Origin of the sequence: Pseudomonas sp. NKUCC02_KPG (assembly GCF_019345465.1) — a bacterium.
Taxonomy (GTDB): domain Bacteria; phylum Pseudomonadota; class Gammaproteobacteria; order Pseudomonadales; family Pseudomonadaceae; genus Aquipseudomonas.
In genome coordinates, this window is sequence record NZ_JAHKRC010000017.1 from 57,983 (window position 1) to 76,159 (window position 18,177).

11 protein-coding genes are annotated in these 18,177 nt (G+C 61.4%); 6 read left to right on the plus strand and 5 right to left on the minus strand.

Annotated features, from left to right (window positions below; genetic code table 11):
* Window positions 1-110: 110 nt before the first annotated feature.
* The 3 genes from KO536_RS20570 to KO536_RS20580 form a co-directional block, all read right to left on the minus strand.
* Window positions 111-1,877 carry a protein-disulfide reductase DsbD gene (locus KO536_RS20570; protein WP_133078773.1) on the minus strand — a complete coding sequence of 589 codons (1,767 nt, stop codon included), beginning with the start codon at window positions 1,875-1,877 and terminating at the stop codon, window positions 111-113.
* 152 nt (window positions 1,878-2,029) lie between these two features.
* Window positions 2,030-3,991 carry a methyl-accepting chemotaxis protein gene (locus KO536_RS20575; RefSeq protein ID WP_219262806.1) on the minus strand — a complete coding sequence of 654 codons (1,962 nt, stop codon included), beginning with the start codon at window positions 3,989-3,991 and terminating at the stop codon, window positions 2,030-2,032.
* Between the two features lie 80 nt (window positions 3,992-4,071).
* Complete coding sequence (locus tag KO536_RS20580) at window positions 4,072-5,715, minus strand: PleD family two-component system response regulator (RefSeq protein ID WP_219262807.1); 1,644 nt, start codon at window positions 5,713-5,715, stop codon at window positions 4,072-4,074.
* Between the two features lie 266 nt (window positions 5,716-5,981).
* On the opposite strand from KO536_RS20580, the gene KO536_RS20585 reads away from it, so the two are divergent.
* From KO536_RS20585 to KO536_RS20605, 5 genes are all read left to right on the plus strand, one after another.
* Entirely contained in the window at window positions 5,982-7,049 is a 1,068-nt protein-coding gene (locus tag KO536_RS20585) for a DUF2333 family protein (protein ID WP_133078776.1), read from the plus strand.
* Window positions 7,050-7,052: 3 nt separating this feature from the next.
* Window positions 7,053-7,595 (plus strand): NUDIX hydrolase, encoded by a 543-nt coding sequence (locus KO536_RS20590; protein WP_133078777.1) that lies wholly within the window; start codon window positions 7,053-7,055, stop codon window positions 7,593-7,595.
* Between the two features lie 289 nt (window positions 7,596-7,884).
* A complete protein-coding gene (locus KO536_RS20595) occupies window positions 7,885-8,256 on the plus strand; it encodes a translation initiation factor Sui1 (protein ID WP_019825846.1) in 372 nt (123 codons plus the stop codon).
* A gap of 208 nt (window positions 8,257-8,464) precedes the next feature.
* A complete protein-coding gene (speA, locus tag KO536_RS20600; RefSeq protein ID WP_133078778.1) occupies window positions 8,465-10,384 on the plus strand; it encodes an arginine decarboxylase in 1,920 nt (639 codons plus the stop codon).
* Window positions 10,385-10,470: 86 nt separating this feature from the next.
* Complete coding sequence (locus KO536_RS20605; protein WP_219262808.1) at window positions 10,471-11,340, plus strand: alpha/beta hydrolase; 870 nt, start codon at window positions 10,471-10,473, stop codon at window positions 11,338-11,340.
* A 15-nt stretch (window positions 11,341-11,355) separates the two neighbouring features.
* Here the strand turns inward: KO536_RS20605 and KO536_RS20610 are convergent, their stop codons facing one another.
* Complete coding sequence (locus tag KO536_RS20610; RefSeq protein ID WP_219262809.1) at window positions 11,356-12,711, minus strand: MATE family efflux transporter; 1,356 nt, start codon at window positions 12,709-12,711, stop codon at window positions 11,356-11,358.
* Between the two features lie 194 nt (window positions 12,712-12,905).
* Between KO536_RS20610 and KO536_RS20615 the strand changes: the two genes are divergently transcribed.
* Window positions 12,906-17,795, plus strand: coding sequence for an alpha-2-macroglobulin (locus KO536_RS20615; RefSeq protein ID WP_219262810.1), 4,890 nt, complete (start codon window positions 12,906-12,908; stop codon window positions 17,793-17,795).
* A gap of 21 nt (window positions 17,796-17,816) precedes the next feature.
* Here KO536_RS20615 and KO536_RS20620 read toward each other — a convergent pair whose 3' ends face one another.
* Window positions 17,817-18,110 (minus strand): hypothetical protein, encoded by a 294-nt coding sequence (locus KO536_RS20620; RefSeq protein ID WP_133078782.1) that lies wholly within the window; start codon window positions 18,108-18,110, stop codon window positions 17,817-17,819.
* Window positions 18,111-18,177: the final 67 nt, after the last annotated feature.

Sequence of the window (18,177 nt, forward strand, 5' to 3'; positions counted from 1 at the left end):
TGTGCAGTTGTCAGTGCCGGGCGACTATGCCGAAAAGCGGATTCGCTGTCCAGTTAACTGCAATAGCCAGCACGATGACCGATGTTCGCGAAAAGTTTGTGACCGGTGCTCTAGATCTGGTCATTCGCGATAGCGACACGTTCGGCGAAGTCTGCGGCATTGATCTCGCCGATGACCCGCTGGTCACTTTTTTCGGCGCCGTTTTTTCCGAAGAACATCAGCGCTGGCGGGCCGAACAATGAGTAGTGATCGAGCAGGGCACGTTGCTCGGCATTGCTGGCAGTGATATCGAAACGCACCAGCCGATAACCTTTGAGCAGATCGACCACGCGGGGGTTGTTCAACACTTCGTGCTCGATCACTTTGCAACTGATGCACCAGTCGGCGTACCAGTCCAGCAACAGTGGCTGACCAGCGGCCTTGGCCTGAGCCAGTGCGCTATCCAGCTCGGCCGGGGTGCTGACGGTCAGCCACTGGTCGGCCGGTTGGGCGCTGGCGGTCACTGCCGTGTTTGCGGGTTGCGACTGGCCGATGGGGTTGAACGGATCACTTTGACCGCTCAGTGCGCCGTACCAGCAGGCCAGTCCATAGACCAGCAAAAACAGCCCGAGTAACTGGGCCAGACGCTGGCGCGGGGCTTTAGCGGTAAATTCCAGGGTGCCGAGAAACACGCTCACGCCCGCCGCCAGCGCACCGATCAGAAGCAAGGTCACGGGCCCCGGCAATACGCGGCTGAGCAAGCCAATGGCCAGGCCGAGCAGCAGCACGCCAATGGCGTTTTTCACATTGACCAGCCAAGGCCCGCTTTTCGGCAGCCAGGCCGCGCCACCGGTGGCGACCAGCAGCAGCGGCGCACCCATGCCCAGACCGAGGGCGAACAGCTTCAAGCCACCCCCCAGCGCATCGCCACTGGCACTGATATAGAGCAAGGCCCCGGCCAGCGGAGCCGACACGCAAGGTGACACCAGCAGGCTGGAGACCACGCCCAGCACGGCGGCTCCCCACAGCGAACCACCCTGAGTGCGATTGGCCACGCGATCGAGGCGATTGCTGATGGCTTGCGGCAATTTCAGCTCAAACACGCCAAACATCGCGAGGGCAAAAACCCCGAAAAACAGGGCAAATGGCACCAGTACCCACACCGATTGCAGGCGTGCCTGCAGATTGAGCTGAGCCCCGAACAGGCCCATCAGGGCGCCCAGCAAGGCAAAGCACGCAGCCATCGGCAGCACGTAGGCCAGTGACAGGCTGAAACCGCGCAAGCCGCCGACCTGGCCCCGCAATACCACGCCGGACAGAATCGGCAGCATCGGCAAGACGCAGGGGGTGAACGTCAGGCCAATACCTGCGAGGAAAAACAGAGCCAGTTCGCGCCAGTTCCACGATTTTTCGGGTTGGCCGGTGGCAGGGGGGGCGGTGCCCTCGATGGTCAGTCGCTCGGTTTCAGGCGGGTAGCACAGGCCCTTGTCGGCGCAGCCCTGGTAGGTGACCACGAGGGTGAAAGGGCGCGAATCGTTGGCCGGGCGCGGGATATCCACATCGAGAATGCCGTGATAGACCTCGACGTTGCCAAAGTATTCGTCGTGTTTTGCTTCGCCGGGAGGCAGTTGCGCGGCGCCCAGGGCGATGTCGGCAGGTTCGGTCTTGAAGGCGAACTTGTGCCGATACAGGTAGTAGCCTTCGGTGGGTACAAAGCGCAGCTTTATCGACTCGGGTGTACTGCTGATCAGGTTGAGCTTGAACGCTTCGCGAACCGGCAAGAAGTCGCTGCTGTTATTGATTGCACCCAGGGTCGCACTGGGTCGGTTATCCAGTAACCCCGCGCCCAGGGCGGGCACGGCAAACAGCAAACACAGAAGCAGAAACAGGCGGCGCATAGGAATCTCGCAAGTCGAACGTGCGGGCATGATAGCGCGGTGCATGGGTATGTGTGTGGGAGCGGGCTTGCTCGCGATTGCATCACCGTAGTCATGGAGGTAGACCGAGTCGTCTGCATCGCGAGCAAGCCCGCTCCCACAAGGGGCGCGGGTTACACCCGAAACGCCTGCACCGCGGTGTTGAGTTCTGACCCCAACGTCAGTAGCTGCTGGCTCTGGTCGCGGGCAATGCCGATGCGTTGCAGGTTTTCGTCCCCCAGCACGTGAATGCGCTCGCTGTGATCGCGAATCTCGCTGACGGCGCCCGTTTGTTGTGCCGTGACGTCGGCAATGCGCACGGCGGTGTCTGAGATGGTTGCAATCGCCCCGACAATCTCATCCAGGGCACCGTCCGCGTCCTGGGCTTGCTGGGCGGTGGCCTGGGCGTGGGTCACTTGCGCACGGATGCCCTCGACCGATTGGCGGGCGGCCAGTTGCAGCCCGCCAATGAGTACCTGTATTTCGTTGGTCGCACCCGCAGTACGTTGCGCCAGGGAACGCACCTCTTCGGCGACCACCGCAAAGCCACGGCCCATTTCACCGGCGCGGGCAGCCTCGATGGCGGCATTGAGCGCCAGCAGATTGGTCTGGTCCGCAATGGAGCGAATCACGGTCAGGACCCCGCCGATGGTGGCCGATTCTTCTGCAAGACGTTCGATGGTCTGCGCATTGCCTTGCACTTCTCCCACCAGGGCGTGCAGCCCGGTCAGGCTCTGGCCGATCACACGTTGCCCTTGTGCCACGGCCAGCCCCGCGCTGCGACTGGCGTCGGCGGCCTGGCTGGCATCGCCAGCCACCTGAGAAATGGTGGCCTCCAGCTCACCCAGTGCGTCGCGGATTTGCGTGGTATCACCTGCCTGGCGTTGTGCGCCGCTGTGCAGGCCCGTGCTCAGTTCGGCCAGGGTCTGGCTGCTGCCGGCAACCTGCTCGGCATTCAGGCGCAGGGTGCCCACCAGATTCACCAGATAGCTGCGCAGCCGGTTGAGTGATGATTCGATGTCGCGCAATTCCCGGTTGGTTTTGCCCAGCTGAATGTCGCGGCTGAAGTCACCCTCGGCCCATGTCGAAAGCAGCGGTGCCAAATACGTCAGCACCCGCGCCAGTTTGCGTTGCAGGGTGTCGATCAGCAGCGCAATCAGCAGGATCAGGCCAATCATCAGTCCCTGAATCAACCGCACTTCGTTCTGGATCTGCCCGTGTTCGGCGCGTACCACCGGCTCCAGCCCGGCGATGGCCTGCTGCACTGCATCGAGTTTCAGGTGGGTGGCGGCGCTGAGTTGAGCGCGTTGTTCTATCTGGTTCCGGGTGCGCTTGAGCTCCGCCGGGTAGCGGCTCAGCAGGCTGTTGAGTTCGCGCTTGAGGCCAATTCCGGCGTCTTCGGCCTGGGCTGTGGCGGTGGATTCCAGGCCCATCATCGCGGCAAAGTCGTCGGTGTCCGAAGCGCTTTTGCTGCTGACCCCCAGCAGGGGCAAGGCGTCGATTTGCCGGACCTGGCGCTCAATGCCGTCCAGCTCACGCGCCACGTCGCCCGCCAGCTCACTGCGCCCGCTACTGACCAGCTTGTCGCGAGCAAGAGACAGCTTGGCCAAGTGTTGCGAGGCGCCAAGCAACCAGGGCAGGTAGGCGCGGGCCTCGGGTGAGGCGGCATCGCTGGCGTACTGGCTGAGTTGTTCGAGGCTGGCGCCCAGCTCGCGTTCGGCTTGCAGCAGCAAGGCCTGGGGATCACCGGCCAATTTGCCGGCAGCCAGCAATTGGGTATTGCTGTAGGTGCTCAGGTCTTCAAGGCTGGGGCGCAGCGCATCGGCCAGCGCCACAGGTAATGGCTTGAGTTCGTCCTTGAGCGTGTCGAGGGCGCTGTTGGCATCGCTCAGGCGCAGGGCATCGCCGCTGGCCAGGTAGTCCTCGATATTGCGTGCCACCTTATTCTGGAACTGCTGCGAGAGGCTCAGGTAGCGTTCCATCAACAGGAAGGGCCGTTCCAGTGCCTGTTGTGACCACCACAAGGTTGCGCCCAGGGCGAGGCACACGGCGACCAGCAACAGTGTGTTGAGATTGGTTAGCAGCTTCAGGCGCATGTGGGATTTTGCCTACAACACAGTCAGAAGCGGCAGAAGTTATTGCACTTAAGTTACAGCGGTATGACGGAAAACTGGGGTTACGAGCAAATAGTGGCAATTGGCCTTGTCTGGGTGAAGCGCTGCACCTGATTGCGGCCGCTGTTCTTGGCCCGGTAAAGGGCTTCGTCTGCCTGTGAGGCCATCAGCAGGCTGTCAGCCTCGTCCTGCATTTGCACCACGCCGGCGCTGAACGAGCACGACAGATCGGTCGGCTGGGCGGGGTAGTGAATCTCCGAAAAACGTTGGCGAATCTGATTGAGCACCTTGTAAGCCGACTCTTGGTCCGTATCGGGCATCACAATCGCAAACTCTTCGCCGCCGTATCGGCCAATAAAGTCGGTTTTACGCAGGCGTTGCTTGAGAAACAACGCCAGGCTTTTGATCACCCGATCGCCCATTGGGTGGCCGTAGCCATCGTTGACGTGTTTGAAGTGGTCCAGGTCGAGCATCGCAAAGCTCAATGGACGATTTTCACGGCGCGCGCGAAAGGTGCAGTCTTCGAGCAGTTGAAGGATATGGGTGTGGTTATACAGCCCGGTCAGGCTGTCCCGCACCATGCGCGCCTTGAGGTGGCGGGCACGGGCGGCCCGATTGCGTACGGTGGTGATCAGATGGCGCGGCTGGATGGGTTTGGTCAGGAAGTCATCGCCGCCTTCGCTCATGGCGTCGAGTTGCTTGTCCATGTCGTCTTCGGCTGACAGATAAATGATCGGCACACTCACATAGCGATCGTTGTGGCGGATGACCTTGGCCAGCTCGGTGCCCGTACAGCTGGGCATGTACATGTCGAGGATGATCAGGTCCGGCTGGAAGTCTGCAAGCTGGGCCATGGTCTGGATCGGATCGGTCAGGGTGCGGGTGACAATTCCCGCGCTGTTGAGCAGGCGCTCGGTAAGCAACGTCTGTGCCCGGGAGTCGTCAATGATCAGCACTTTGTAAGGCTCGTACTGAGCGACACAGGTCAGCACTTCGACCTTTTCCATCAGGCTGGACGCTTCGAGTGTGCCGGTCATGAACGCTTGCCCTCCTGCGCGCACGGCGGCCAGGCGCGTCGGGGTGTCGGTTTCATGCAGGCTGAAAAACAGCAGCGGCAGTTTCTGCTCAAGGCCGACCTGGGCTTCGGCGGCCAGTTCCAGGCCAAGGCCCGGACCGCCGAAATCAACGTCCATCACAATTGCGGCCGGATGGCGCTCGGCCATGGCGTGGCGAAAGCTCATCGGGTTGCTGAAGGCCTGGACGCTGAGTTCAAAAAACTCCAGTTGCCTGGCCAGGCGGTCCGCCCGCTCCAGGTCCTGCAGCAAGATATACACAGGCTTGCGCAGCGGCGGCAGGCGGATGTTGGCGTCCACGTCGCCCTGGCGCAGGCCGGTGCGCGACAGGCGCTGCATCAAACGGTTGAGCTCGGTGATGAGCTGGCTGCTCAGGCGACTTTGATTGGCTGCCATGTCTTGCAGCGCAACGTTGATCGCCCGAGCCAGCTCGGTGTGCTCCGGCTGTTCAAAACGCTTGGCAAAACGCAGCAGGCGCAGGTTGGCGTCGTCGAGTTCGGCCAGGCTTGCGGGTGACCATTCATTAGCTTGTAAACGCTGCCAGAGCTCAAGGATCTGGCGTGCCTGGTGGGTGACACGCTGGGCAAAGTGGTGTTTCAGGCGTTCGCGACTGGGGTCTTCTAGCTCTGTCATATCCTGGCTGCTGGTAAGTGAGCATGCTGAAATGAAATAGTGGCTCTATGCTAGCAGCTCGTTTCAAATGTACGAGTTTCTACTTGAAATTAACGGGTGGGTAGCCATTTTGCCCATCGCCCGCGTGCTTGTTCTATAGTGCCGGGCGTAAATGGCCCCTGCGATACGGCAGGAAGCCCGGCCCCGATTTAAAAGCGTGCACCCAAGGCACGATGGGTTAGGGTTATGGTCGAACCGTTGAATCAAGCAGATGAAAGGACATAGCCATGCTGGACTGGAAAAAACGTGAGGGCAGTGCCCGCGAGTCGGTAAAAGAGACCAAAACACAGTCGCGTGGCTATTTCAAAAGCATTCTGCTGAGCCGCTCCATCGCCGTGCTGGTGGCGATTTTCGTGGTGGTGAACCTGGGGCTTGGCTGGTACTGGAGCCAGGAACCGGACCTGTTCCCTGTGCAGCAAAACGCCCAGCTGGCGGCCGAGAAAGAAGGCAAACAGATGGTGCCGGGCTTCACCACCGTCGAAACCCTCAAGACCGTGGCCGGTACGTTGCTCAACAAGCCGGGCGGGTATCTGTCCAATGACCGTCTTCCACCGGGCATCTTTTTGGACAATATCCCGAGCTGGGAATACGGCGTTCTGGTGCAGGTACGGGACCTGACCCGCGCCCTGCGCAAAGACTTCGCACGCTCGCAATCGCAATCGGCCGAAGATGCGGATCTGGCCAAGGCTGAGCCGCGCTTCAACTTTGACAACAAGAGCTGGATGCTGCCGTCCAGCGAATCCGAATACCAGGAAGGCATCAACTCCCTGAGCCGCTATCAGGCGCGTCTGTCTGATCCGAATCAGAAAAATGCACTGTTCTATGCACGCGCCGATAACCTCAACAACTGGCTGGGTGATGTAGGGACCCGTCTGGGTTCGCTGTCGCAACGCCTGTCGGCCAGTGTCGGGCGGGTAAAGCTCAATAGCGCACTGAAGACCGAATCTCTGCAGCCGGGCCAGGTGCCGGTGGTTGACGAAGAAGTGGTCGAAACGCCGTGGATGCAGATCGACAACGTGTTCTACGAAGCGCGTGGTCAAGCCTGGGCCTTGTCGCACTTGCTGCGTGCCATCGAGGTTGACTTCGCCGACGTGCTGGCCAAAAAGAACGCCACGGTGAGCGTGCGCCAGATCATTCGCGAGCTGGAAGCGGCTCAAGAACCGGTCTGGAGCCCCATGATCCTCAATGGCAGCGGCTATGGCGTCCTGGCTAACCACTCGCTGGTCATGGCCAACTATATTTCCCGCGCCAACGCGGCGGTCATGGACCTTCGTCAATTGCTGTCCCAAGGCTAAGCGATGGCTATTTCAGCTTTGGAGGCCGCACACCGTGCGGCCTCTGATGTCGAGCAAGTTGCCTGGGTCGATCGTGATGATCGCTTGCTGGGCGCCCTGGCGCGCCATGAGTTGCGCGAGCGCGGCCTGATCGGGCGCGGTACGTTCATCCTTTTATTCAATTCTGCCGGGGAACTGTGCGTGCATCAGCGCACCCTCAGCAAAGCGCTGTACCCGGGTTTTTGGGATGTGGCGGCAGGTGGAATGGTGGGGGTGGACGAAACCTACGCCGAGTCGGCTGCCCGGGAACTGGCCGAGGAGCTTGGGGTCAGTGGCGTGGCGCTGACGGCCCATGAGCGGTTTTACTTCGAAGGCCCGCAGAACCACCTGTGGTGCGCGGTGTTTTCGGCGGTGTGGGATGGCCCCTTGCAGGTGCAGCCCGAAGAAGTTCAGCAGGCCTGCTTCATGCCGGTGGACGAGGCACTGCGCTTGAGTACGCACCTGGACTACTGCCCTGACTCACTGGATGCGCTCAAGCGTTATCTGGCGCAAGTCAAAACCCTGTAGTCGCTGCCGCAGGCTGCGAAGGGTTGCGTAGCAACCCGTTTTCTCAAGGTCCCCACAACCCTCAACGCAGCCTGCGGCAGCGACTACAGGGTCCACCAAGATTTTTGCGCCGATTGGCTATTGGGCAGCAGCGATTTTGTCGTTACACTGCGCGACCTTTTTCAGGCTCAGGCGGTTTTCCCGCCTGAGTTGCGCTGCCCCTGCCAGAGTGGGGCTTCGCGGTCGGTATCCCTTGGCGCAACAGCGTCATGCACCGGCCAATTATTTGTCCTCCGAATGAGGATTGCCGGTGGCCAAAAAAGCCGCATCCTTCGCCGCCCTTGGTGGCCTGGTATTTTCCACCGACGCAGGTCGTCACTGTCCGGACTGTCGCCAGCCGGTGGACGCCTGTACCTGCAAACAAACCCTGATCCCCGAAGGTGATGGCATTGCCCGCGTGCGTCGCGAAAGCAAAGGCCGTGGCGGCAAGACGGTGACCACCATCACCGGCGTGCCGCTGGCTGAAGACGCGCTCAAGGAACTGGCCACGACGTTGAAAAAACGCTGTGGCACGGGTGGTGCGTTGAAAGACGGCATCATCGAAATCCAGGGCGATCACGTCGAGCTGTTGCTTGGCGAGTTGATCAAGCACGGGTTCAAAGCCAAGAAATCCGGCGGCTAGCAGCCTCTGTGAAAACCACCGCACAGCCGATCTGGCGCCTCTGAAGGGCTGGCCAGATCGTGCTTGCCATGGTTTTCACAGAGCCTGTTATCACGGGTTTCTAAACTCGGCGCTGTTGTCAGGGTCTGACTAATCGTCACGTTCACACTTTAGACTGCGCCAGCCTGCTTTCAGGCTGGGCTATTTGACTTATTTATAGGGGACTTCGATGTCCGTACGACGCACACGCAAAGACGATGGCAGCCAATGGACAGTTGCGGACAGCCGCAGCGTTTATGGGATTCGCCATTGGGGGGCCGGGTATTTCGCGATCAATGAAGCCGGTCGCGTAGAAGTCCGTCCGAACGGCCCGAACAGCTCGCCCATCGATCTGTACGAGCAGGTCGACGAATTGCGCAAAAACAGTGGCTTGTCCTTGCCGTTGCTGGTGCGGTTCCCGGATATCCTGCAAGACCGTGTACGCCAGTTGACCGGCGCTTTCGATGCCAATATCGAGCGCCTGGAATACCAGAGCAAGTACACCGCGCTGTACCCGATCAAGGTAAACCAGCAAGAAGCGGTGATCGAAAACATCATCGCCACCAAAGACGTGTCCATTGGCCTTGAAGCCGGCTCCAAGCCTGAGCTGCTGGCCGTGCTGGCGCTGGCCCCCAAGGGCGGCACCATCGTCTGCAACGGTTACAAGGACCGCGAGTTCATCCGTCTGGCACTGATGGGCCAGAAGCTGGGCCACAACGTCTTTATCGTGATCGAGAAAGAATCCGAAGTAGACCTGGTGATCGAAGAAGCGGCCTCGCTGAAGGTCAAGCCTCAGGTGGGTCTGCGCGTACGTCTGTCGTCCCTGGCATCGAGCAAGTGGGCTGACACGGGCGGCGAGAAATCCAAGTTTGGTTTGTCTGCCGCGCAATTGCTGTCGGTGGTTGAGCGTTTCCGTGTGGCCGGTCTGGATCAGGGCATCCGCCTGTTGCACTTCCATATGGGCTCGCAGATCGCCAACCTGGCGGACTACCAGCACGGCTTCAAGGAAGCGATTCGTTACTACGGCGAACTGCGCAACCTGGGCCTGCCGGTTGACCACATCGACGTGGGCGGCGGTCTGGGCGTGGACTACGACGGTACGCACTCGCGCAACGCCAGCTCGATCAACTACGACATGGACGATTACGCCGGTGTGGTAGTGGGCATGCTCAAAGAGTTCTGCGACGCGCAGAGCCTGCCGCATCCGCACATCTTCTCCGAGAGCGGCCGTTCCCTGACCGCGCACCACGCCATGCTGGTGGTGCAAGTGACCGACGTCGAGAAACACAACGACGACGTGCCGGTGATCGAGAACAAGGAAAGCCTGCCCGAAACCGTGCAATGGCTGGTTGACCTGCTGGGCCCGACCGACATTGAAATGGTCACCGAAACCTACTGGCGTGCCACGCACTACATGAGCGACATCGCTGCCCAGTACGCCGACGGCAAAATCAATCTGGCTGAAAAAGCCCTGGCCGAGCAGTGCTACTTCGCCGTATGCCGTCGCCTGCACAACTCGCTCAAAGCGCGTCAGCGTTCCCACCGTCAGGTGCTGGACGAACTCAACGACAAGCTGGCCGACAAGTACATCTGCAACTTCTCGGTGTTCCAGAGCCTGCCGGACACCTGGGCGATTGGCCAGGTACTGCCGATCCTGCCGCTGCACCGTCTCAACGAAGAGCCGCTGCGTCGCGCCGTGCTGCAAGACCTGACCTGCGACTCCGACGGCAAGATCAAGCAATACGTCGACGAGCAGAGCATCGAAACCAGCCTGCCGGTTCACGGGCTGAACGAAGGCGAAGACTACCTGCTGGGTATCTTCCTGGTGGGCGCTTACCAGGAAATCCTGGGTGACATGCACAACCTGTTTGGTGACACCGATTCGGTGAACATCTACCAGAACGAAGACGGCAGCGTTTATCACGCCGGTATCGAGACCCACGACACCATCGAAGACATGCTGCGCTACGTGCACTTGTCCCCCGAAGAGCTGATGAACCACTACCGCGACAAAGTGGCCAGCGCCAACATCAGCGTCAAGGAGCGTACCCAGTATCTGGACGCGCTGCGTCTTGGCCTGACCCGTTCGTCGTACCTGTCGAGCCACTGATTGCCCGACATAGTCCTCGTTGACTGAACTACGCTGACCTGTGCATTGCAGGGGTCAGCGTTTTTTTTTGCCCAGAGGTCGCAGGCATGTCCAATACCTTCAAGCGCGTCATCGGGCTGGCCTGTGCGGGACTGATGGGCTGGCTGCTCAGCGCCTGCTCACCGGTGGGGGTCATCAACGGCCTGACGCCCACCGGCAGCTTCGAAAAAACCAGCGACATTGCCTACGGCGCAGACCCACGGCAAACCCTCGATATCTATCGCCCCAGGCAGCCTGCACCCGGCGCGCCGGTGGTGGTGTTCTTCTATGGCGGCAGCTGGAACAGCGGCTCGCGCAGTGACTATCTGTTTGTGGGCGAAGCGCTGGCTTCCCGGGGGATCACCACGGTGATTGCCGATTACCGGCTTTATCCACAGGTGCGATATCCGGAGTTTCTGGTGGACGGTGCGCAGGCGGTGGGCTGGACGTATCGGCACATTGGCGAGTACGGCGGCAATCCCCAGCGTCTGTACTTGATGGGCCACAGCGCCGGGGCCTACAACGTCGCGATGCTGGCCCTCGATGCGCAATGGTTGAAGGCCGTAGGCCTGAGCCCGGCCAATGTCCGCGGCTGGATTGGTCTGGCTGGGCCATACGACTTTTTGCCGATCAAGGATGAGGCCGTCAGGCCGGTATTTTTCTACCCGGACTCACCGCCCGAGTCGCAGCCGATTCGTCATGTCAGCCACGCGTCGCCGCCGACGTTATTGATGGCGGCCGCGACGGATACGCTGGTCAACCCGACCCGAAACACAGGCGGCCTGGCCAATGCACTGCGCGGGGCGCAGGTGCCGGTGCAGGAGCTGTACTTTTCGCGCACCAGTCACGTGACGCTGGTGGCGGCGCTTTCACGGCCGCTGCGCTGGCTGGCACCGGTGCTGGACAACGTCAGCGAGTTTGTCACCGCAACCCCGTAGGCGCAGGTTGCGGGGTCAGGTTGCAGCCTTGGGCGTAAACCACTCGTCCCGGCGCTGCATGCGCCACGCATAAACCGCCAGGGTCAGGCTGCGCAGCACCATAAACAGCAGAAAACTTATCCACAGCCCGTGGTTGCCATAACCGTGCAGTGCCCAGGCGACAGGGAGCGCGATAATCACGCTGATGACCATTGCATCACGCATTTCCCGGGCGCGGGTGGCGCCAATGAACAGCCCGTCGAGCAAATAGCTCCACACCGCAATCAGTGGCAGCACGGCCAGATAAGGCAGGTACTGGAAGGCGGTTTCGCGCACCGCAGGGATGTCGGTCTGCATTTGCACAAACAGATGGCCGCCGAACATGAACAACAGCGCAAACCCCACGCTGGCCAGCAACGACCAGCCACAGGCCACCACCATCGAACGGCGTAACGCATTGCGATCCCGTGCACCGATAGCATGCCCGCACAGTGCCTCGACAGCATGGGCCAGGCCGTCCAGGGCGTGGGCCGCGAGCAGCAGGCCATTGAGCAGCAGCGCATTGGCCGCCACGGTGGCGTCACCCAGGCGGGCGCCTTGCAGGGTGATGGAGAAAAACACCAGTTGCAGCATCAGGCTGCGGATAAAAATATCGCGATTGACCCCCAGCAACGGCTTCCAGTTGTTCCAGATGCGCAACCCGGCCCATGCCAGGGTGCCTGGAAACGTGCGCAGGGCGCCGCGGGTCAGCCATAAACCGAGGAGGGCGCCGCTCCACTCGGCAATCACCGAAGCCCGCGCCGAACCGACCACGCCCCAGTCCAGGCCGAGTACAAACCACAGGTTAAGGGCGATATTGACCAGATTGGTGGTCAGCAGGATCGCCAGTGGCGCGCGGGCGTTCTGCGTCCCCAGGAACCAGCCCACCAAGGCATAACTGGCCAGGGCAGCGGGCAAGCCAAACAGGCGGATATGGAAAAAATCCAGGGTCAGGGCGTGCAGCTCGGACGACGGTTGCATCACGCTCAAGGCTACCCCGCTGAACGGAATCGCAATGGCCCCCAGCAGCATCGACAGCAACGCACTGAGCAGCAAGCCCTGCACCAGAATTTGTCGCAGTGCGGTGCCATCGCCACGCCCTGCGGCCTGCGCGGAGAACCCGGTGGTGCCCATGCGCAAAAAGCCCATCATCCAGGCCAGGAAGATGTACATGCTGGCGCCCACCGCCACTGCGCCCAGCTGATGGGCGTGAGGCAAATGGCCAATGACCGTGCTGTCGACCAGCGCCACCAGGGGCACGGAAATATTCGACAGAATCATGGGCGCCGCCAGCGCCCATACCCGGCGATGGGTTGGGCGATCGCGCCAGTCGGCTGATAGAGAAGATGACATGCAGGCTCCTTTGGGGGGCGCGATTGTAACCTGTGGGAGCGGGCTTGCTCGCGCTGCAGGCAGCGCGGTTTGTCAGGCCAGCCGCAGTGATGCCATCGCGAGCAAGCCCGCTCCCACAATCAGACCAGTGCGCCAGTGGTTCCCCAGCGGCTGTTATATAGTCGCCCTTTATCTGCCCAGTTAACGAGAACACCATGCTTAACAAAGGATTGTTCCTGGCCTGCACGCTGGCGCTGTTGAGCGCTTGCGATTCTTCGAGCGTCGACAAGCCTGCAGCGCCGACCGTTGCAGCGAGCCAGCCCGCCAAGCCGGTGCAGGACGTCAAGGCCCTGGCCCAGCGTTACGCCGGGCGTGAGTTAAGTGTGGTGGATGTGTCCGAGGTGCAACTGGACGGAGCCAGCACCTTGTCCGTGAGCTTTTCGGTGCCGCTCCATCCTGAGCAGAATTTTGCAGACAAGCTGCACCTGGTCGATGCCAAAACCGGCAAGGTCGATGGCGCCTGGGAGTTGTCGGATAACCTGATGGAACTGCGCCTGCGCCATCTTGAGCCACAGCGCAAACTGATCCTCACCGTTGACCCCGGCCTGCGTGCCGTCAACGACGCCACGTTGGCCGCCGAGTACATCAGCCGCCTTGAAACCCGTGACCTGCAACCCACAGTCGGCTTTGCCAGCCGTGGCAACTTGCTGCCCACCCGCCTGGCCGAAGGCTTGCCGGTGATCGCGCTGAACGTCGACAAGGTGGATGTTGAGTTCTTTCGGGTCAAACCCGAGTCCCTGCCAGCGTTTCTCAGTCAATGGGGTCGCAACAGCAGCCTGCAAAGCTACGAAGCCAAGGATCTGCTGAGCATGGCCGAGCTGGTGTACGGCGGCCGTTTTGACTTGAACCCGGCGCGCAATACCCGTGAAACCCTGATCTTGCCGACGTCCGGAATCAAGCCTTTGCAGCAGCCGGGCGTGTATCTGGCGGTGATGACGGCGACGGGCAGCTACAACTATTCGACCCCTGCCACCTTGTTCACCCTCAGCGATATCGGCCTTTCGGTACACCGCTATCAGAAGCGTCTGGATGTGTTCACCCAGGCCCTTGAAGGCGGTAGCGCCCTGGCGGGTGTCGAGCTGGAATTGCTCGACGGTAAAGGCCGGATGCTGGGCCAGGGTAAAACCGGTAAAGACGGTCACGCCGAACTGGCGCTGCCCCCCAAGGCCGAAGTGCTGGTTGCGCGCCAAGGCGATCAAACCAGCTTGCTGCGTCTGAATACGGCGGCGCTGGACCTGGCCGAATTCGATATTGGCGGCCCCCAGGGGCATCCGCTGCAGTTCTTTGTGTTTGGCCCCCGTGACCTGTATCGCCCCGGCGAAACCGTATTGCTCAATGCCTTGTTGCGCGACCGCGATGGCAACCCGGTCAAGCCGCAGCCGGTCAGCGTTGAAGTCCGTCGTCCGGACGAGCAGGTCAGCCGCAAGTTTGTGTGGTCGCCGGACGCTTCTGGGTTGTATCAGTACCCGTTGCAACTGGCCGCTGAAGCCCCGACCGGGCGCTGGCAGCTGGTGTTCGACTTCGGTGACGGCAAGCCGCAGCTGTACGAGTTTTTGGTCGAGGACTTCCTGCCCGAGCGTTTGGCGCTGGAACTAAAGGGCAGCGATACGCCGCTGAGCCCTGAGCAAACCGCTGAAATCCAGGTCAATGGCCGCTACTTGTATGGCGCTCCGGCGGCGGGTAATCGCTTGAGTGGTCAAGTCTATGTGCGGCCATTGCGCGAGGCCGTCAGCACCTTGCCGGGCTATGAGTTCGGATCGGTGACAGAACCCGAGCTGACTCAGGACCTGGAACTGGACGAAAGCGTTCTGGATGCCGAAGGCAAGGAAACCATCAGCCTCGAAAGCCAGTGGAGCGATGCCAAATCCCCGTTGCAACTGATTGTGCAGGCCAGTCTGCAAGAGTCGGGCGGGCGGCCGATTACCCGGCGTCTGGTGCAGGCGGTGTGGCCAGCGGATCGTCTGCCGGGCATTCGCGGCCTGTTTGACGGCACTGAAACCGACGGTGATGGCCCGGTTGAATTCGAGCTGCTGGTTGCCGACAGCCAGGGCAACAAGCTGGCCGCCGACGACCTCATGGTGCGCCTGGTGCGCGAGCGCCGTGACTATTACTGGAACTACTCGGACAGCGACGGCTGGAGCTACCACTACAACGAGAAGTTTCTGAATCTCAACGAAGAAACCCTCAGCCTCAAGGCGGGCGAAACCGCCAAGGTCAGCTTCCCGGTCGAGTGGGGGCCGTATCGCGTTGAAGTTGAAGACCCGAAAACCGGCTTGATCAGCAGCCTGCGCTTCTGGGCCGGTTATCGCGCCCAGGACAACGCCGAAGGCGGCGCCGTACGCCCCGATCAGGTCAAGCTGGCGCTGGACAAGGCTGCCTATGCCGATGGCGACACGGCCAGGGTAACGGTCACGCCGCCAGCGGCAGGCAAAGGCTATTTGCTGGTTGAAGGCAGTGACGGCCCGTTGTGGTGGGAAGAAATCGAGGTGCCTGCCGAGGGCAAGGTCTTCGACGTCAAGCTTGACCCACGCTGGGCGCGGCACGACTTGTACATCAGCGCCCTGGTGATTCGCCCGGGTGAGCGCAAGACCAACATCACTCCCAAGCGTGCCGTGGGCGTGCTGCATTTGCCGATCGATCGCAGCCAGCGCAAGTTGGCACTCACTCTCGATGCCCCTGAGAAAATGCGCCCCAAGCAGCCATTGACGGTGAAAATCCACGCTAAGAACGCCGATGGCAGCATCCCCAAACAGGCCCATGTGCTACTGGCCGCCGTGGATGTGGGCGTGCTCAACATCACCGACTACCCGACTCCGGATCCATTTGCCAGTCTGTTTGGGCGCAAGGCCTATGGCGCGGATCAGCTGGACATCTACGGGCAATTGATCGAAACCGGGCAAGGCCGTTTGGCCAGCCTGGCGTTCGGAGGCGATGCAGCGCTGGCCAAAGGCGGCAAGCGGCCTGCCACCAGTGTGACGATCGTGGCACTGCAAAGCGCACCCGTGACCCTGAACGAGCAGGGCGAAGGTGAAGTCAGTGTGGATATCCCTGACTTCAATGGCGAGCTGCGCCTGATGGCTCAAGCCTGGACCGATGATCGCTACGGCATGGCCGAAGCCAAAACCGTAGTCGCCGCGCCCTTGGTGGCCGAACTGGCGGCACCGCGCTTTTTGGCCGGTGGCGATGAGACACGGCTGGCGCTGGACGTGTCCAACCTCACTGACACGCCGCAAACGCTGCACGTGAAGCTCAACACCGAGGGGCAACTGAGCCTGCCGGGTGACGCGACACAGAACCTGACACTCAGCCCCGGCCAGCGCAGTACCTTGCAGGTTCCGGTCAAGGCGCTGGGCGGGTATGGCACCGGTGTGGTCAAGGTGACGGTCAATGGCCTGGACCTGCCGGGTGAAACCCTGGCGCCGTTCACCCGCGAATGGACGCTGGGCGTGCGCCCGGCGTATCCGGCATTGCTCAAGCATTACCGTGCCGTACTCAACGACCAGCCCTGGAGCCTGCCCGAGGGCGAGCTGCAAGCCTTTGAACCGGCCGGGCGTGAAGCCTTGCTCAGCCTGTCGAGCCGCCCGCCGCTGAACCTGGGCGAGCAGATCCGGGCGCTCAAAGCCTACCCCTACGGCTGCTCCGAGCAGACCACCAGCGGTCTTTACCCGGCGCTGTATGCCGATGCGACCCTGCTCAAACGCCTGGGCCTGGAAGGCGAGCCGGACACCGAGCGCAAACGCAAAATCGAGTTGGGTATCGAGCGCCTGCTGGGCATGCAGCGTTACAACGGCAGCTTCGGCCTGTGGGGCGCGGACGGTCAGGAGGAGTATTGGCTCAGCGCCTATGTCACCGATTTCTTGCTGCGTGCCCGGGATCAAGGCTATGCCGTGCCGCCCGAAGCGCTTAAAAAGGCCAGCGAGCGTTTGCTGCGCTATGTGCAGGAACGCAACCTGATCGAGGCCGATTACAGCGAAAACCTCGAACACACCCGCTTTGCCGTACAGGCCTATGCGGCGATGGTCCTGGCCCGCAGTCAGCAAGCACCGCTGGGTGCATTGCGCAGCATTTTCGAGCGACGCAGCGATGCCCGTTCCGGCCTGCCGTTGGTGCAGTTGTCGATTGCCTTGCAGAAGATGGGCGACCAACCACGGGCTGATCAGGCGCTGGTGGCGGGCCTGGCAGTGACCCGTAAAGCCGATCAATGGCTGGGCGATTACGGCAGCCCGTTGCGGGATCAGGCTCTGATTCTGGCCTTGCTGGAAGAAAACAACTTGATGGCCGGCCAGCGCGAGCAACGGGTGTTCGACCTGTCCGATCAACTGGCGGCGAGCCAGTGGCTGTCGACCCAGGAGCGCAACGCGCTGTTCCTTGCCGGTCGCGATCTGTTGAGCCAGCCTGAAGCCAAGTGGTCGGTGCAGTTTGCCAGTGGCGACCAGACCCGCGAGCTGAACAATGCCCAGTCGGGCCTCAAGCTCGACGGGCCGCTGCTCGCTTCGCCACTGACCTTGCGCAACGAAGGCAGTGCGCCGGTTTATCAACAACTGACGATTTCAGGTTATCCACAACAAGCCCCGGCGGCGGGCGGCGAGAACATGAGCATTCGCCGTGACTACCTGGGCATGAACGGGGAGCCGTTGAACCTCAAGGCCCTGAAAAGTGGTGATCTGGTGCTGGTGCACCTGGCCGTGACGGCCAAGCAGCAGGTGCCGGATGCGCTGGTGGTCGATTTGCTGCCAGCGGGCCTGGAACTTGAAAACCAGAATCTGGGCCAAAGCGCCGCTAGCCTTGAAAACGCCAGCACCCAGGTCAAGCAATGGCGCGAGTCGATGCAGAACGCCAGCGTGCAGCACCAGGAATATCGGGATGATCGGTATGTGGCAGCGTTGAAACTGGATGGCTACGGCACCACGCACCTGCTGTACCTGGCCCGTGCCGTGACCCCTGGCACCTACCGCGTCCCGCCGCCGCAAGTGGAGTCGATGTACCGCCCCAACTGGCAGGCCGTGGGCGAAACACCGGGGGACATGGTGATTAAGGGCCGCTGACCGGAGTGGGAGCGGGCTTGCTCAGTTGATGATCCAGCTCAGCACCCACAGGCCCAGCAGCAGCCAGATCACGCCACCGATGACCGAGGCGCGCATGAAGGCGCGCACGGCGTTGTACAGAAACAGCAAGCCGATGATCAGTACCGCAATGCTGATGATCGAGGTGTCCATGCCCAACGCGCGCGCCATGCCTTCGACAAAGCTGCTGCCTGCCTCTGTGATGGCGCCAAACAGGCCGTTCAGGCTCTCCACGATAAAACGAACCAGTGTGCCCAGCCAGAGGCCAAGATTTCCGATAAAACTTTCGACGTGCATGGTCATGTTCCGATGAGTAAGGTGGCCACTGTGCCAGATTAGGCATCCATCCATGCCGCAAGTTGCG

Excerpts from the sequence above, each read along its gene's own strand:
- KO536_RS20570 (WP_133078773.1), bottom strand. The coding sequence starts at position 1,877 with ATGCGCCGCCTGTTTCTGCTTCTGTGTTTGCTGTTTGCCGTGCCCGCC.
- KO536_RS20575 (WP_219262806.1), bottom strand. The coding sequence starts at position 3,991 with ATGCGCCTGAAGCTGCTAACCAATCTCAACACACTGTTGCTGGTCGCC.
- KO536_RS20580 (WP_219262807.1), bottom strand. The coding sequence starts at position 5,715 with ATGACAGAGCTAGAAGACCCCAGTCGCGAACGCCTGAAACACCACTTT.
- KO536_RS20585 (WP_133078776.1), top strand. The coding sequence starts at position 5,982 with ATGCTGGACTGGAAAAAACGTGAGGGCAGTGCCCGCGAGTCGGTAAAA.
- KO536_RS20590 (WP_133078777.1), top strand. The coding sequence starts at position 7,053 with ATGGCTATTTCAGCTTTGGAGGCCGCACACCGTGCGGCCTCTGATGTC.
- speA (WP_133078778.1), top strand. The coding sequence starts at position 8,465 with ATGTCCGTACGACGCACACGCAAAGACGATGGCAGCCAATGGACAGTT.
- KO536_RS20605 (WP_219262808.1), top strand. The coding sequence starts at position 10,471 with ATGTCCAATACCTTCAAGCGCGTCATCGGGCTGGCCTGTGCGGGACTG.
- KO536_RS20610 (WP_219262809.1), bottom strand. The coding sequence starts at position 12,711 with ATGTCATCTTCTCTATCAGCCGACTGGCGCGATCGCCCAACCCATCGC.
- KO536_RS20615 (WP_219262810.1), top strand. The coding sequence starts at position 12,906 with ATGCTTAACAAAGGATTGTTCCTGGCCTGCACGCTGGCGCTGTTGAGC.
- KO536_RS20620 (WP_133078782.1), bottom strand. The coding sequence starts at position 18,110 with ATGCACGTCGAAAGTTTTATCGGAAATCTTGGCCTCTGGCTGGGCACA.